The sequence below is a fragment of the Corallococcus sp. AB038B genome, from assembly GCF_003668955.1.
GTDB lineage: Bacteria > Myxococcota > Myxococcia > Myxococcales > Myxococcaceae > Corallococcus > Corallococcus exiguus.
Genome location: NZ_RAWO01000001.1, coordinates 1,858,656 through 1,874,324, shown reverse-complemented (window position 1 = coordinate 1,874,324; position 15,669 = coordinate 1,858,656). Strand labels below are relative to the sequence as shown.

General features: G+C 68.6%; 14 protein-coding genes. 11 read left to right on the top strand and 3 right to left on the bottom strand.

Going from position 1 to position 15,669, the window contains the following annotated elements; translation table 11 throughout:
• Positions 1–29: 29 nt before the first annotated feature.
• The 7 genes from D7Y04_RS07825 (at position 30) to D7Y04_RS07795 (ending at position 7,889) form a co-directional block, all read left to right on the top strand.
• Positions 30–599 (top strand): imm11 family protein, encoded by a 570-nt coding sequence (locus tag D7Y04_RS07825; protein ID WP_121758795.1) that lies wholly within the window; start codon positions 30–32, stop codon positions 597–599.
• A 50-nt stretch (positions 600–649) separates the two neighbouring features.
• A complete protein-coding gene (locus tag D7Y04_RS07820) occupies positions 650–1,987 on the top strand; it encodes an AHH domain-containing protein (RefSeq protein ID WP_121758794.1) in 1,338 nt (445 codons plus the stop codon).
• Positions 1,988–1,993: 6 nt separating this feature from the next.
• The gene (locus D7Y04_RS07815) at positions 1,994–2,563 is read left to right on the top strand and encodes an imm11 family protein (protein ID WP_121758793.1); all 570 of its coding nucleotides are present in this window, start codon (positions 1,994–1,996) and stop codon (positions 2,561–2,563) included.
• 69 nt (positions 2,564–2,632) lie between these two features.
• On the top strand, positions 2,633–4,024 hold the full coding sequence (locus tag D7Y04_RS07810; RefSeq protein ID WP_121758792.1) for a PLP-dependent aminotransferase family protein: 1,392 nt from the start codon (positions 2,633–2,635) through the stop codon (positions 4,022–4,024).
• 34 nt (positions 4,025–4,058) lie between these two features.
• Positions 4,059–6,287 (top strand): DPP IV N-terminal domain-containing protein, encoded by a 2,229-nt coding sequence (locus D7Y04_RS07805; RefSeq protein ID WP_121758791.1) that lies wholly within the window; start codon positions 4,059–4,061, stop codon positions 6,285–6,287.
• A 136-nt stretch (positions 6,288–6,423) separates the two neighbouring features.
• Positions 6,424–7,368 carry a PAS domain-containing protein gene (locus tag D7Y04_RS07800; RefSeq protein WP_233601298.1) on the top strand — a complete coding sequence of 315 codons (945 nt, stop codon included), beginning with the start codon at positions 6,424–6,426 and terminating at the stop codon, positions 7,366–7,368.
• A gap of 65 nt (positions 7,369–7,433) precedes the next feature.
• Positions 7,434–7,889: a TfoX/Sxy family protein gene (locus D7Y04_RS07795; protein ID WP_121758790.1), complete on the top strand. Its 456-nt coding sequence runs from the start codon at positions 7,434–7,436 to the stop codon at positions 7,887–7,889.
• Here D7Y04_RS07795 and D7Y04_RS07790 read toward each other — a convergent pair.
• Positions 7,876–9,519, bottom strand: coding sequence for an AMP-binding protein (locus tag D7Y04_RS07790; RefSeq protein ID WP_121758789.1), 1,644 nt, complete (start codon positions 9,517–9,519; stop codon positions 7,876–7,878). The genes D7Y04_RS07795 and D7Y04_RS07790 overlap by 14 nt on opposite strands.
• Before the next feature lie 261 nt (positions 9,520–9,780).
• Between D7Y04_RS07790 and epsC the strand changes: the two genes are divergently transcribed.
• Positions 9,781–10,626: a serine O-acetyltransferase EpsC gene (gene epsC, locus D7Y04_RS07785; protein ID WP_121758788.1), complete on the top strand. Its 846-nt coding sequence runs from the start codon at positions 9,781–9,783 to the stop codon at positions 10,624–10,626.
• Between the two features lie 43 nt (positions 10,627–10,669).
• On the top strand, positions 10,670–11,590 hold the full coding sequence (gene cysK / locus D7Y04_RS07780) for a cysteine synthase A (protein ID WP_120576109.1): 921 nt from the start codon (positions 10,670–10,672) through the stop codon (positions 11,588–11,590).
• A 31-nt stretch (positions 11,591–11,621) separates the two neighbouring features.
• On the opposite strand, the gene D7Y04_RS07775 is transcribed toward cysK, so the two are convergent.
• The gene (locus tag D7Y04_RS07775) at positions 11,622–12,761 is read right to left on the bottom strand and encodes an aminotransferase class V-fold PLP-dependent enzyme (protein ID WP_121758787.1); all 1,140 of its coding nucleotides are present in this window, start codon (positions 12,759–12,761) and stop codon (positions 11,622–11,624) included.
• Positions 12,762–12,819: 58 nt separating this feature from the next.
• Complete coding sequence (locus D7Y04_RS07770) at positions 12,820–13,470, bottom strand: hypothetical protein (RefSeq protein WP_121758786.1); 651 nt, start codon at positions 13,468–13,470, stop codon at positions 12,820–12,822.
• 133 nt (positions 13,471–13,603) lie between these two features.
• Between D7Y04_RS07770 and D7Y04_RS07765 the strand changes: the two genes are divergently transcribed.
• Together D7Y04_RS07765 and D7Y04_RS07760 are read left to right on the top strand one after the other, a co-directional pair.
• Positions 13,604–14,341: a TetR/AcrR family transcriptional regulator gene (locus D7Y04_RS07765; protein ID WP_233601297.1), complete on the top strand. Its 738-nt coding sequence runs from the start codon at positions 13,604–13,606 to the stop codon at positions 14,339–14,341.
• A gap of 87 nt (positions 14,342–14,428) precedes the next feature.
• The gene (locus D7Y04_RS07760; protein WP_121758785.1) at positions 14,429–15,667 is read left to right on the top strand and encodes an acyl-CoA dehydrogenase family protein; all 1,239 of its coding nucleotides are present in this window, start codon (positions 14,429–14,431) and stop codon (positions 15,665–15,667) included.
• The last annotated feature ends 2 nt before the right edge of the window (positions 15,668–15,669 follow it).

The window sequence follows — 15,669 nt, the reverse complement described above, 5'->3', positions numbered from 1 at the left end:
TCTCGCCCTGGACGTTGAGCCCCCCCACCATGTCCAATCGTTTCTTCGAGCTGCATGGCGACCCTGAAGAGGGGTATTGGTATCTGGATGATCCGGTCGACAAGAACGGAGTGGAGATCGAAGACGCCTGGCGGCTCAGGGCAGGCACGCCTGTCGAAATAACGGGGCCGCTTCGAATCCCCTTCATGGAGCCCGGAAAGCCTCGTGACTTCTCGATGGCAGGGCTGTGCATGGCTCCGGTCGTCCACGTCAAACTGGCCATGCTCTTCGCGGAGCTTGCTCCCAACGACGTCCAGTTCCTGTCGGTGGACATCCCAGGGCAACCCGAACAATTCAGCATGCTCGTGGCGACCCGGATGATCCGCTGCATTGATGAGCGTGCATCGGAGGAGGCCCGGCGCTGGGAGCCCAAGGACGGACGGCCGGAGAAGGTCGGTCAGTACCGCTCCGTGTACGGCATGCGCATCGACCCGTCGCAAGTAGGCAGCGCCAAGGTCTTCCGAACCTGGGGTTGGTCCATTGCCCTCATCGTCTCCGAGGACCTCAAGACCGCGCTGGAGCACACCCGCGCCACCGGCATGCGGTTCACGGAAGTGTAGTGAGCAAGTGCTGCACAGGAGCCTCATCTTGACGGAGGACTGAAGCAGACATGAATCGACTGGGCTGGGCACTGCTGCTGGGACTGCTCCTGTCGGGCTGCGCGACGACGCGGGTCGTGCACCTCGATGTCGATGGCGGCGAAAGGGTCGTCGTCACGCCACGGGAGGAGGAAGGCGCATCTCCCTCCGAGGCCCGGCTGGAGGAGGACGAGTTCAAGGCGGCGGTGAAGACGCTCGCAAGAGACGTGCGGCCCTTCGCTCATCCCCTGCGGCAAGCACGCGAGCTGTTCGGCCTGCCGGAGCGCAGCGGCCTCTTCGGCTTCCGGGAGCGCACTCGGCAGATCATCCCACTGGGCGAGGAAGAGGCGCGGGAGCTGCGGCTCCTGGACGCGTCCGACGACCTGACGCGCGGCTACCGGCAGTGGTGCGGCAAGAAGCGCAACCAGCAGGGAGACTGCCTGCGCCTGTTGGAGGAAGGCCCCTTGCTGGGCAGCGACGGCCGCTATGCGCTGGCGATGGCCATCGCGATGGATTCCGTCTGGAACGAGACGGCCGAAGCCCTGGCCGGCATGGCAAGCCCCCAGGCCGTCATGGCCACGATGACGTCCGCCGTGACGATGTACCTGCTGCTATGGGCCATGCCGGAGCCTGTCTCCAAGGGATTGGCCGCGCTCATCACCGCCACGGCGATTGCCTACCTGGGCGTGGACACAGTGTGGACCCTCCTCGACGGCTGGGTGACGCTGGTGCGCCACGTGGACCAGGCCACCTCGTTCATCCAGGTGCGCGACGCGGGCGAGGCCTATGGAGCAGTGATGGGTAGGAACGCCGCGCGCATCTTCGTCATGCTGGCCACGGCGGCGATTGGCAACACCGCAGGACTCGCGATGAAGGCCCCCACCCTGCCAGGCTCCGCGCAGGCGGCGGTCGCGGTGGAGACGCAGGCAGGCCTCCAGTTCGTGTCCCTCGCTGGGGTGCGCTCCGTGGCCATGGCTGCTGACGGTTTCACCATCGCGCTGGCGCCCAACGCGGTGGCGATGTCATCCCGGTCCGGGAAGCCCCAGCGTCACCACCTGGCCACCATCCGCAATGAGAAATCCTCAAGGAATGGAGGGCCGTGGACACCCCAGTTCCGGCGCATCTTCAAGCGAGCCGGCATGGAGCTGAAGGACCCGGAGAACATCGTCGAAGTCGCAGGCCACCGGGGTCCGCATCCCCAGGAATACCATGACTTGGTATTCCAACGGCTGGTGCAATTCACAAAGGACTGTCGCACCGTGGTGCAATGCCGTGAAGCACTCACTGGTGCGCTGCGAAAGCTGGCGGAAGAAGCCTCTACAGCTGGGACACCGATCAACAAGCTTCTGACCGTGAAGCAAGGACGTTAGCAACCCATGTCTGCCCGTTACTTTGACCTTAAGATGGACGTTCAGGAAGGCATCTGGGTTCTAGATCCGCCATGGAACGATCTTCGCCAGGAAGAGGAAGACCCGTGGATGTTCACCCGAGGGACTCCCATCCAGGTCCAGGGGCCACTGACCGTTCCAATCGTTGAACCAGGCAGGCCACTGGATTTCTCTTGGATTGCATTCGGGATGACCCCTGTCATCCACGTCAAGCTCGCCAACGTCCTGCTGGAACATGCAGCGAATGAGGTGCAACTCATCCCCGTCACCGTTCCCAAGCACCCGGACCATTACGTCATCCTCGTCACGACCCAAGTCATCCGTTGCATCGATGAGCAGGCCTCTGAAGGAGTCCAGTTCTGGGAGCCGCAGCACGGTCAGCCCTGGCGGATCGGTGAGTACCTCTCAGTGGACATCATGCGCATCGACAAGTCGAAGGTAGGTGACGCGAAGATCTTCCGCCCCTGGGGCTGGAGCTCCTCGCTCATCGTCTCTGAGGACCTCAAGACGGCGCTGGAGCGAACCGGCGCCACCGGCATGCGGTTCAAGGAAGTGTAGCGCCTGCTGTGGAGGAAGCCCGCCAGGGCCCTAGCACAAGCTCCGGATTGTCATGGTACAATCCGACTTATGTCCCAGTCCAACTGGAAACCGCGCCTGAAACGCTCCGAGGGCCCTCTGTACGGGGCGCTCGTCGATGCGCTCGCGGCGGACATCAGCGCGGGGCGGCTTCGCGCGGGGGACCGGCTTCCCACGCACCGGGAGCTCGCGAGCACGCTGGGGACGTCTCTGGGAACGGTGACCCGGGCTTACGCTGAAGCGGAACGGCGGGGACTCATCTGGAGCCAGGTGGGCAACGGGACGTTCGTGAAGAACCTGCGGGACGGAGACCGCTATTCGCCCCAGCTCGACCGGACGCGCATCGACCTGGGGCCCACGGCCGTGCCCATCGTCCCCGGCGACATGGGACACCTCGCGTTCGCCGCCGCGCTTCAACGGCTGAGCGAACGCGCGGACCTGGGCGCGCTTAGCGGCTATCAGGCCCATGCGGGCACGGAAGCCCAGCGGGCAGCGGGGGCCCGCTGGTTGGAGCTCGCGGGTGTGCCTGCCACGCGCGAGAACGTCATCGTGAGCAGCGGAGCCCAGCACGCGACCCTGATGGTGTTGTCCCTGCTCGCGAACGCGGACGGCTTGCTGGTGGAGGACGTCACCTATCCCGGGGTCCTCGCCGCCGCGGAGTGGCTCCGGCTGCCCACGCATCCGGTGGCGCTCGACGCGGAGGGGCTCGTGCCCGAAGCGCTCGCGGAGACCTGCCGGAGGAGCAAGGCGCGGGTGCTCTACTGCACGCCCACGAACCACAACCCGACCACGGTCGTCATGCCCTTGAAGCGGCGGCAGGCGCTGGTGGAGGTCTGCCGGAAGTTCGACGTCACCGTCATCGAAAACGGCGCGTTGGCCCCGCTCGTGGCGAAGGCGCCCGCACCCCTGGCCGCGCTCGCGCCCGAGCGGACCTATCACCTGGGCAGCCTGTCCAAGGCGGTGCTGCCCGCGCTGCGCGTCGGCTACATCCGGGCGCCGGGTTCGTCGTGGCAGACGCTGGAGCACGCGGCCGCGGCGACGGTCTGGTCAGGGTCTCCCCTGCTGAATGAACTGGCCACGCAGTGGGTGACGGACGGCACGGCCGAGTCCCTGCGCGACGCGCGACGCTCCGAAGCCACGGCCCGGCAATCCCTGGCGGCGAAGGTGCTCAAGGGCCATCCCTATGTCGCGCACCCCAGCGCGTACTTCCTGTGGATGCCCATCCCCGAACAGCGCCGCGCCACGGAGCTGGTGGAAGCCGCCGCCGCGCGCGACGTGCTGCTCGGACCCGCGCATCTGTTCGCGGCCCGTCCGGGTCAGGCGCCCAATGCGCTACGGGTGTCGCTGGCCGCGGCCGGCTCCCGCGAGGAGCTGGAGCGGGGATTGAAGACGCTGGCCGAGCTGCTCGGCGCCACGTCCCCAGCACCGCGACGCCTGACCTGACGTTTCCCTTCACCTCGTTCCGAAGAGAGTGCCCATGACGCCTCCCCTGCTCCACCGTGGTGGACTCCTGTCGCGTGCGCGCCTCGCGCTCCTCCTCGCGGGACTCGCCGTCCCCTGGCAGGCAATGGGAGTGGAAGCCGGGGACGCACTCCAGGCGCGGCTCGACTTCTCGGAGGCATCGCTCCGCTGGCCGGACCGCATCCGGGACACCCTGACGCCGCCGCGGTGGCTGCCCGAGGGCGACCGGTTCGTGTACTGGTCCAGGGTGGAGCCCTACCGGGACACGTGGGTCCTGGTGGATGCGCGGCGCCGCACCCAGCAGCCCCTGCTGGATTCGGAATCGCTGCGATCCCAGCTCACGGAGCTGTTCGGCAAGCCGATGACGTTGCCCGTCGTCATGCCCTTCACGCTCACCACGGATGCGAAGGGAATCGTCTTCACCGTCCAGGGCCGGGCCTTCTCCCTGGGCCTCACCGACAAGCGGCTCGTGGCACTCGAACCCACGCATCCTGTCGCGATGTCGCTCGTGCCCGGCAGCAGCCTGTCGCCGGACGGAGCGACGGTCGCGGTACAGCGGGACGAGGGGTTCGCCATGGTGGACGCGAAGGGCGCGACACGGCTGGAGCGGACCGGCACGGAGGACTCGCCCTGGCGGCTGCCCGAAGCCGCATGGTCTCCCCAGGGCCGGTTCCTCGCGGTCTGGCGCGACGACATGCGGGGCATGCACCGGCTTCCGCTGGTCGACTACAGCACTCCCCTGGAGAAGGTGACGTGGGCCCCCTACTCCAAGACGGGCACTCCGCTGATGCGCTCGGAGCTGCACTTCGTGTCGGTGGAGACGGGGCGGGTGACGCCCGCGCCCGGTGACGCGGTGGAGAGCTACGACTGGTTCGCGGGCTGGCGTCCGGACGGCAGCGAGGCGCTGGTGCTCCAGCTGTCGCGGGATGGCAAGCGGCTGGACCTGGTGGCGGTGGAGCCGGTGACGGGCAAGCGGCGCCGCGTGCTGAAGGAGGAGCGGAAGGAGACCTTCGTGGCGGCGCTGGAGTTCTCGGTGGGCGGATGGGCCCAGCAGGTGAAGCCGCTGCCGGACAATCAGCACTTCCTCTGGATGTCCGAGCGCGATGGATGGCGTCACGTCTACCTGTATGACTATTCCGGCAGGCTCGTGCGCCAGCTCACCCAGGGCGCGTTTCCGGTCCACATGGTGGCGGGCATCACATCGAAGTCAGACGCCTTCTTCGTCACCGCGTCCGCCGAGCCCGGAGCCCCCTATGACCGGTCGGTGTATCGGGCACGAATCGCGGGCGGGGCACTGAAGCGGCTGACGCCCGAGCCCGGGCTCCACCGGCCCGTGTTGGCCCCCTCCACGGGCTACTTCGTGGATGGGCACTCCACCCGGGAGCAGCCCAGGGTCTGGGACGTGGTGTCCACGGAGGGGCGCCCCTCCTTCCGCTACGCGAAGTCAGACACGAGCGCCCTGGCGGAGCTGCACTACACGCCGCCGGAAGGCATCACGGTCAAGGCCACGGACGGCGTCACGCCCCTGTACGGCGCGCTATACAAGCCGAGGGACTTCGATCCGAAGAAGCGCTACCCGGTCATCGACGTCATCTACGCGGGGCCGTTCACGACGGTGGTGCCCTGGAGCTACGTGGGCCCGCTTGAATCGATCATCGCGCACTCGCTGGCGCAGCTCGGGTTCATCGTGATGGTGCTGGACGCGCGAGGCACGCCAGGGCGGGGCAAGGCCTTCCAGGACGTGAACTACGGCCGCGTGGGCCAGACGGAGATTCCAGACCACGTCGCGGCGCTGAAGCAGGCAGGAGCCAGCCGGCCCTACATGGACCTGGAGCGGGTGGGCATCCACGGCCATTCCTGGGGTGGCTACTTCGCGCTGCGAGGCATGCTGACGGCGCCTGGGTTCTTCAAGGCAGGCTACGCCGGAGCACCGGGCGCCCTGACGGAAGAGGCCATCATCAACGAGCCGAACATGGGCCTGCTGGCGGACAATCCAGCGGGCTACGCGGCGGGCTCCAACGAAGCCCTCGCGGACAAGCTCCAGGGAGCGCTCAAGCTGATGCACGGAACGAGCGACGTGAACGCATCGCTGTCCACGACGATGCGGATGGCCCAGGCACTGGTGCGCGCGAACAAGCACTTCGACCTGCTGATCATGCCCGGCGAGGGACACGGCCCCGAAGGCAGGTACTACCGGGACGACGTGCGCCGCTTCTTCCTGCGGGAACTGGGTGAGCCCCGGTGAGGACACCAGCCATCGTGTGATTCACTCCCCGACAGCAGGTCGGTCGCTCCCCTGCGACAGCCGTGCCCGGTGCTTCCCCCAGATGGAGCGTTCACCTATGACGCCTTCCCGTAGGTGACCACCGGGGGCGAACCACGTGACGGCGGACGAACTGTTCAACGGGCCCGGAGAGATGGCCGCCCGGATGCGCGAGAAGGACTGGGCGGCCACGCCGCTCGGTCCCGTGGAGGACTGGCCCATCTCCCTGCGGACCCTCGTAAAGACCCTGATCCATTCGCTCCACCCCATGGTCCTCATGTGGGGCCCCCAGCTCGTCCAGCTCTACAACGACGCCTTCATGCCCAGCTTCGGCAGGGGGAAGCATCCCGAGGCGCTCGGGAAGTCCGCCACCGAGGTCTGGCCGGAGGCCTGGCCCATCATCGGACAACAGCTGGAAGACGCGATGCGCGAGGGGCGGCCCAGTTGGAACGAGGATCAGCTCGTCCCCATCTTCCGCAATGGCCGCATCGAGAACGTCTACTGGACCTACAGCTACTCCCCCGCCTTCGACGACGACGGGAAGGTCCACGGCACGCTGGTGGTCTGCACGGAGACCACTTCCCGGGTGCTCGGAGAACAGGCCCTGCAGCGCAGCCAGGAGCGGCTCCGCCGCGTCGTGGAGGCCTCCGGCGCGGGCACCTGGGAGCTGGACGTGCGCCGCGGCCAGATGCAGGTGGACGAGCGGATGGCTCAGCTCTTCAGCCTCCCGGAGCCAGGGATGTTCAGCCTGGAGCGGGTGCTCGACCGCGTCCACCTCGACGAGCGCGCGGCTCTGCGCGAAGGCATCGCCGCCACGCTCGCGGGAAGGACGCAGGGCCTCTACGTCGTGGAGCACCGTGTGGTGGAAGCCCAGGGACACCCCACCCGATGGATCGAGGTCCGCGGACAGGTGACCTTCGACGCCGAAGGCCGCGCCCTCCAGTTCGTCGGAACGGCGCTCGACATCAGCGACCGCAAGCAGGCCGAGGCGGACAGCCTGCACGCACGCCAGGAGCTCCAGGGGCTCCTCACGTCCCTCGGCGGCGGCACCACGTCCGGGTGAGCCTGCGCGACGAGGACCCCGAGCGCATCTTCCACTTCGAGCTGCCGTTGGACTAGGAGAGCCCCATGCCCCGCTCGGACAGCTTCATGGAGTACACGGTCGAATTGCTGAAGCCGCTCGGCCCGGTGCAGGCCCGCTCGATGTTCGGAGGATGGGGCCTGTACTTCGGCGGCCGGATGTTCGGCCTCATCATCCAGGGTCAGCTCTACCTGAAGACGGACGAGGTCACCCGCCCCGACTTCGAGGCCGAGGGCTGCCGGCCCTTCATCTACCAGAGCCGGGGCAAGGAACAGCCCATGAGCTACTGGACACCGCCCGCGGACGCCGAGGACGACGGCCGCCGGATGCTGCCCTGGGCCCGCCGCGCCGTGGACGCCGCCAACCGCGCCGCGATGAAGAAGGCCGCCAAGAAGGCACCGGCGGCCAAGAAGGCCCCTGCCGCGAAGAAGGCACCGGCGGCCAAGAAGGCCGCCGCGAAGAAGAAGCCCGCCGCGAAGAAGAAGCCCGTCAGGCGGTCTTGATGTTGGCCACGTCGCCGAGCCCCAGCTCGACGATGGAGACCTCGCGCATGCGGAACTTCTGCACCTTGCCGGTGACGGTCATCGGGAAGCTGTCCACGAACTTCCAGTGGCGGGGAATCTTGAACGTGGAGATGCGGCCAGTGCAGAAGGCCGTCAGCGCCTCCACCGTGAGCGAGGCGCCGGACTTCAAGCGCACCCACGCCATCACCTCCTCGCCGTATTTCACGCTGGGCACGCCGATGACCTGCGCTTCGGAAATCTCCGGGTGCGTGTGGAGGAACTCCTCCACCTCGCGCGGGTACACGTTCTCACCGCCCCGGATGATCATGTCCTTGATGCGGCCGACAATCTTGACGTAGCCCTCTCCGTCCATGGTCGCCAGGTCACCGGTGTGCATCCACCCCGCCCGGTCGATGGCCGCCGCCGTGGCCGCCGCGTTCTCCCAGTACCCGAGCATCACGCTGTAGCCACGCGTGCACAGCTCCCCCGGCTGCCCCTGCGGCACCACCGCGCCCGAGTCCGGATCCACCACCTTCACCTCCAGGTGCGGATGCACGCGGCCCACCGTGGCCACGCGCTTCTCCAGCGTGTCATCCAGCGGGTTCTGCGTGGACACGGGCGACGTCTCGGTCATGCCGTAGCAGATGGTGACCTCCCCCATGTGCATCCGCGCCTGCACCTGCTTCATCACCTCCACCGGACACGGCGAGCCCGCCATGATGCCGGTGCGCAGCGTGCGCAGGTCGAACTCGCCGAAGCGCGGATGGTCCAGCTCCGCGATGAACATCGTGGGCACGCCGTAGAGCGACGTGCAGCGCTCGGCCTGCACCGTCTGGAGCACCGCCAGCGGGTCGAACGCCTCGCCCGGAATCACCATGGCCGAGCCGTGCGACGTACAGGCCAGGTTGCCCATCACCATGCCGAAGCAATGGTAGAAGGGCACCGGGATGCACACGCGGTCCTCCGGCCCGTAGCGCAGCACCTCGCCCACGAAGAAGCCGTTGTTGAGCACGTTGTGGTGGGACAGCGTCGCGCCCTTCGGGAAGCCCGTGGTGCCGGACGTGTACTGGATGTTGATGGGGTCATCGAACTGGAGCGACAACTCCCGCGCCTCCAGCACGTCGTCCCCAATGCTCGCGCCGCCCTTCACCAACCGGTCCCAGTCCGAGTCCAGCACCAGCGCCTCGCGCAGGCCCGCGCACCGGGGCCGCACCTCCGCCAGCATCTGGGTGTAGTCCGTCTGCCGGAAACCCTTCGCCAGCAGCAGCACGCTCACGCCCGCATGGTTGAGCGCGTACTCCAGCTCCGACGTGCGGTACGCGGGGTTCAGGTTGACCAGGATGGCGCCCGTGCGCGCGAGCGCGTACTGCGACACGGTCCACTCGAAGCGGTTGGGGGACCAGAGCCCCACCCGGTCGCCCTTCTGGATGCCCAGCGCCAGCAGGCCCTTGGCCACCGCCGTCGTCGCGTCCCAGAACTGCCGCCAGGTGACGCGGTAGTTCTGCGAGGCCACCACCAGCGCCTCGCGGTCACCGTAACGCTCGACGGTGCGGCGCAGGTTCTGACCGATGGTCTCCCCCAGCAGCGGAGTGGTGCTGGTGCCATGCGCGTAGGACAGGGCGGTCGTCATGGCCTCATCGTCCCCAGCGTGCCCCGGGTCGGCAAGCGGCGGCGCGGAGCGGAGTCCGCTGTGAGCCACCGTGGCGCCCCGCGCCCTGCCCCCTGAACGACCGGACAGCCGCGACGTTTTCCCGCCAACGGCATCCACGTCCGGACCCCAGTCGTTAGGCCCCGGCACGCCGGGAAAAGACCAATCCCGCCCCCATCAGCCTTTCGGGCGGCGGAAACAAAGAAAACGCCGTCACGGCAGGCTATTCTGACGCAACGCCCCATGGACGATCCGAACGCCCGATTGGTTGCCACCCTGCTGGAGGCGCGACAGCGCCACTGCTTCCCCCCGGACGTGCGCAAAGCGGCGCCGGAGTTCGTCGCGCAGGTGCTGGGGTTGCTCTTCCCCCACTTCGCGGAGCGGCTGGAGTGCAACGCCGCCGCCGTGCGCCGGGACGTTACCGCCGTGGAGGCGAGCCTCCAGCGCATCCAGGCGCTGCTCGCGCCGCACTACCCCGTCTCGGACGCGGGCATGTCCTCGCGCTTCATGGCGAAGCTGCCGGACCTCTATGAGTGGCTCCAGCAGGACGCGCGTGCCATCTTTGAAGCGGATCCCGCCGCGCGCAGCGTGGACGAAGTCGTCCTCACCTACCCGGGCTTCTACGCCATCGCCATCTACCGCGTGGCGAACGCGCTGCACCGGCTGAACTTCCCCCTGCTGCCGCGCCTGCTCACCGAGTACGCCCACCAGCGCACCGGCGTGGACATCCACCCGGGCGCCACCATCGGCCGCAAGTTCGTCATCGACCACGGCACGGGCCTGGTCGTCGGCGAGACGACGGTGATTGGCGACAACGTGAAGCTCTACCAGGGCGTCACGCTGGGCGCGCTGATGGTGGAGAAGGCGCTGGCGGACAGGAAGCGCCACCCCACCATCGAGGACGACGTGGTGGTGTACGCGAACGCCACCATCCTCGGAGGCGGCACCGTGGTGGGCAAGGGCAGCATCATCGCCGGCAACGCGTGGCTCACGCAGAGCGTGCCCGCCCAGTCCGTCGTCACCCGCCGCAGCGAGGTGCGCGCGCGCCACGGCGAAGAGGGCCTGGACGTCCTCGACTACCAGATTTGAGTTTCCACCACGCAGTGCCCGTTCCCCATTCACAGGAGACGCCATGAAGGTCGACAACATCCTGCAGACCATTGGCAACACGCCGCACGTGCGCATCAACCGGCTGTACCCGTCGCGCGTGACGGTGCACCTGAAGCTGGAGCGCGCCAACCCGGGCGGCAGCATCAAGGACCGCATCGGCCTGGCGATGATTGAGGACGCGGAGAAGAAGGGCATCCTCAAGGAGGGCAGCGTCATCATCGAGCCGACGAGCGGCAACACCGGCATCGGCCTGGCCATGGTCGCCGCGGTGAAGGGCTACAAGCTCATCCTGGTGATGCCGGAGTCCATGAGCATCGAGCGCCGCCGCGTGCTGGCCGCCTACGGTGCCCAGTTCGACCTGACGGAGCGCGCCAAGGGCATGAAGGGCGCCATCGCTCGCGCCCAGGAACTCGTCGCGCAGACGCCCAACGCGTGGATGCCCCAGCAGTTCGAGAACGAGTCCAACATCGAGGTCCACAAGCGCACCACCGCGCAGGAAATCCTCAACGACTTCCCGGACGGGCTGGACTACCTCATCACCGGCGTGGGCACCGGCGGCCACATCACCGCGTGCGCCGAGGTGCTCAAGGCGAAGTGGCCCAAGCTGAAGGTGTTCGCGGTGGAGCCGGTGAAGTCCCCCGTCATCAGCGGCGGCCAGCCGGGCCCGCACCCCATCCAGGGCATCGGCGCGGGCTTCATCCCGAAGAACCTGCACACGGAGGCCCTCGACGGCACCATCCAGGTGGATGAGAAGGACGCCTTCGAGTTCGCCCGCCGCTCCGCGCGCGAAGAGGGCATCTTCGTGGGCGTGTCTTCCGGCGCCTCGCTGTCCGCGGTGAACCAGAAGCTGGCGGAGATGCCGGACGGCAGCCGCGTGCTCGCCTTCTGCTACGACACCGGCGAGCGCTACCTCTCCGTGGAGAACCTCTTCCCCGCGCAGTAGCCGTCGTCGTGTACCCCGGTCCGGGTGGAACTCACCCGGGCCGGTACGCGCGCACCAGCTCCACCAGCCGGTCCATCTCCTCGGGCGTGTTGTAGAAGTGCGGCGACAGGCGGATGCGCCCGCGCCGGACGGAGTGGGACACCGTCTTCTCCGCCAGGTACGCGCTGAGCGCCCGGACGTTCGCGCCCGGCGGCAGGAAGGTGAGGATGCCCGCGCGGTCCTTCGGCTCTGGGCCCACGTCGCAGCCCAGGTTGCGCAGGCCCGCGTCCAGCCGGGCCAGCAGTTCGCCAATGCGCGCGCCGATGGCGTCTGTCCCCACCTCCAGCAGCAGCTCCAGCGCGGCGCCCATCGCGTAGATGCCGGGGTACGCGGCGCTGCCCTCCTCGAACTTCGCCGCGTCCGCGCGCAGCTCGAAGTGCGAGCGATTGAAGTTCCACGCGTCCGTGGTGCTGCGCCAGCCCACCAGCGCGGGCCGCACGCGCGGCAGCACGTCCTTCGCCACGTACAGGAAGCCGATGCCGGAGATGCCCAGCATCCACTTGTGGCTGTCCGCGCTGAGGAAGTGCACGCGGCTCTTCTTCACGTCCACGGGGATGCAGCCCACGCTCTGGATGCCGTCCACGCACAAGAGCACGCCGTTGCGCTCACACACTTCGCCCAGCGCATCCAGGTCCGTGCGGTGGCCGGTGGCGAACTGCACCGACGACACCGCCACCAGCCGCGTGCGCGGAGTGAGCACGGACGCCACGGCCTCCGGCGTCACGCCGCCATTCGGAGTGGGAATCTCACGGACCTCCACGCCCCGGGCCTTGAGGTGCAGCCACGGGTAGACGTTGGACGGGTACTCGAGGCTCGTGGCGACGGCGACCTCGTCCCCGGGCTTCCAGTCCAGGCCTTCCGCCACCAGCCCCAGTCCGTGGCTGGTGTTGCGCACGAAGGCGACCTCTTCCGGTGACCCGCCGATGATGCGCGCCGCGAGCCCGCGCACCTTCTCGCTCTGGGCTTCCCAGCCGCGCTCGTTCAGGACGCCGTGATTCACCACGTCGTCCATCCAGGCCTTCACCGCGGCGGCGGCACGCGTGCTGGTGGGCGCGACTCCGGCGTGGTTGAGGTAGAGCTGTTCCTTCAGGACGGGGAACTCGGCGCGGTAGGACTCGAACGAGACGCTCATGGGTGGCGAGTGTAGCCACCCATCCACCACTCACGTCACGCTCCGTAGGCCCCGTCGACTACAGGACGACCAGCAGGCCCAGCGACGCAGTGGGGTACACCGTGCGCAGACCCAGGTTGCTGGAGCCCACCTGGAGCTCGCGCACATCCGTGAAGGTGAAGCCCGGGCCCGCCCGCGCCGACAGGCCCACGCGCCCGGAGCCCGGCCGCCACATCACGCCGAGCGTCGGCTCCAGGAAGGCCGTCGTCGTGTAGTCCTTGCGGTCCGGCATCGCCGCGCCGTCCGGGCGCGCGACGAACTCCTCCAGGCCCAGCGTCATCCCCACGAACGGACGCACCGTGCCGTCCGCCAGGAAGGCCAGCGTGTAGCGGCTGTCCACGCCCACGCCGAAGTTGAGCTTCACGTCGGCGCCACCCACGTTGGAGAAGCGCGCCTTCGCCCCCAGCGACCGGTTCCACCCGCCCGCGCGACCCAGGAGGCCGAACGCGAACCGCGAGTCCCGCGACGGCGCGACCTCCGCCCGGATGCCGTACAGCGAGCCGTCCAGCGCGGGCGGCTGCAGCTCCAGCAGGAACGCCCCGCGCCGCTGCTGCTCCTGCCCCGTGGACGAGGACGCCATGTCCTGGGCCATCGCCGGCACCGACACCAACGCAGCACCCACCGCCATCGCCTTCACCCACTGCATCGACCGCTTGGACTCGACTCGCATGGCCCGTCTCCCTCGGTTTAGCCGGACGACTAACTTAGTCACGCGACTAACTAAGACCGGCAACGCGGGATGTCAAGGCGACGAGCGGTCGCCGGCCTTGCGGGGGTGGGAGGCGGTGCCCTATGGGTCTGGGATGCCATCCCCCCGCCGTGGCAAGACGCCACCTCCCCCCGCCGCTCCGGAGCCTGACGCCCGGGCGCGCCTCATCGCCGCCGGCCAGCGCGTGTTGGGGGAGCGCGGCTACGACGCCGCCACGGTGAAGGAGGTGGCTCGCGAGGCCGGGGTGAACCAGGGCCTGGTGCACTACTACTTCGGCAGCAAGGACGCGCTGCTCTTGGCCGTCACCCAGGAGGCGAGCCGGCAGTACCTGTCGGAGCTGGAGCGGCTGCGCGCGCAGACTCCGGCGGAGGAGCTGGCGCAGACGGCCTTCGCCTGGGGCGAGAAGCTGGCCACCGACGCGCCGGGAACGTGCCGGTTGCGTTACGAGCTGTTCGCACTGGGCCTGCGCAACCGGGAGCTGACACCCGCCGTCGCGCAGCTGTTGGGCCAGGGCGACGAGGAGATTGCCCGCACCGTGGCGCACGTGCGCACGGGCCACGAGTCGGCTCCCACCGCCGAGGACCAGCACTACGCGGTCATCATCAAGGCGTGCGTGGACGGGCTCGCGCTGCACCACCAGTTGGACAAGAGCTTCGACCCGCTGCCCGTGTACGCGCTGCTGCGGCGGATCATGCTCGCGAGCATCGAGCAGCCCGCCCCGCCTCGCGCACCCGCGCGCAAGCCGAAGGCCCAGGGCCGTCGCGGAACGCGTTCGCCACGCGGAACGCGCTCGTCACGCGCGCGCAAGGCACCGGCGCCTCGCCGCCGCTGAAGGCAGCGGCCAGGCCAGCGCCAGCCCCAGAACAGACATTCAACATTCAGTGGCATCGCCAACCCGGCGGGGCGCAGGATGCCCCGCATGGACTTCCAGCCTTCCGCCAGGACGAGCGAATACCTGGAGCGCGTGCAGCGCTTCATGGCTGACCACATCGAGCCGGTGGAGGGCGAATACCTCCGGGCCCTGCACGCGATGGAGGCCGGTGGGGATTGGCGCCAGTGGAAGGTGCCGCCCGTGATGGTGGAGCTCAAGGCCCGCGCGAAGGCCGCGGGGCTGTGGAACCTCTTCCTCCCGGACGCGAAGCTGGGCGCGGGCCTGAGCACGCTGGAGTACGCGCCGCTCGCGGAGCAGATGGGCCGCAGCTTCATGGCGCCAGAGGTCTTCAATTGCAGCGCCCCCGACACCGGCAACATGGAGGTGCTCTGGCGCTACGGCTCGCCGGAGCAGCAGGAGCAGTGGTTGAAGCCGCTGCTCGCGGGCGACATCCGCTCCGTGTTCTGCATGACGGAGCCGGACGCCGCGTCGTCGGACGCCACCAACATGCAGGCCACCGCCGAAGTGGACGGCGACCACGTCGTGCTCAACGGCAAGAAGTGGTGGTCCAGCGGCCTGGGCCACCCCAACGCGAAGGTGGCCATCTTCATGGGCCGCACGTCGCAGGCGGGCGCGGACCGCCACCACCAGCACTCCATGGTCCTGGTGCCCATGGACGCGCCGGGCGTGGAAATCATCCGCATGCTGCCCGTGTACGGCGACCATGACGCCCCGCATGGCCACGGCGAGGTGCACTTCCACGACGTGCGGCTGCCGGTGTCCGCGCTCATCTCCGGACCGGGCATGGGCTTTGAAATCGCGCAGGGCCGCCTGGGCCCGGGTCGCATCCATCACTGCATGCGCTGCATCGGCGCGGCGGAGCGGGCGCTGGAGCTGATGATCGACCGGGGCATGAACCGCACCGCGTTCGGCAAGCCGCTCATCAACCTGGGCGGCAACCGCGAGCGCGTGGCGGAGGCACGCATCGCCATCGACCAGGCGCGCCTGCTCACGCTGTACGCGGCGTGGAAGCTGGACGACGTAGGCGCGATGGGCGCGATGACGGAGATCTCGGCCATCAAGGTCGTGGCGCCCAACGTGCTCCAGAAGGTGGTGGACGACGCCATCCAGTTGCACGGCGGCGCGGGTGTGTCTCGCGACACGCCGCTCGCGGGCTTCTTCGCCCAGGCTCGCAGCCTGCGCATCGCGGACGGCCCGGACGAAGTGCACAAGGGCGTCATCACCCGCATCGAGCTCGCGAAGCGCGGCTTCAGCAAGGGAGGTTGAAC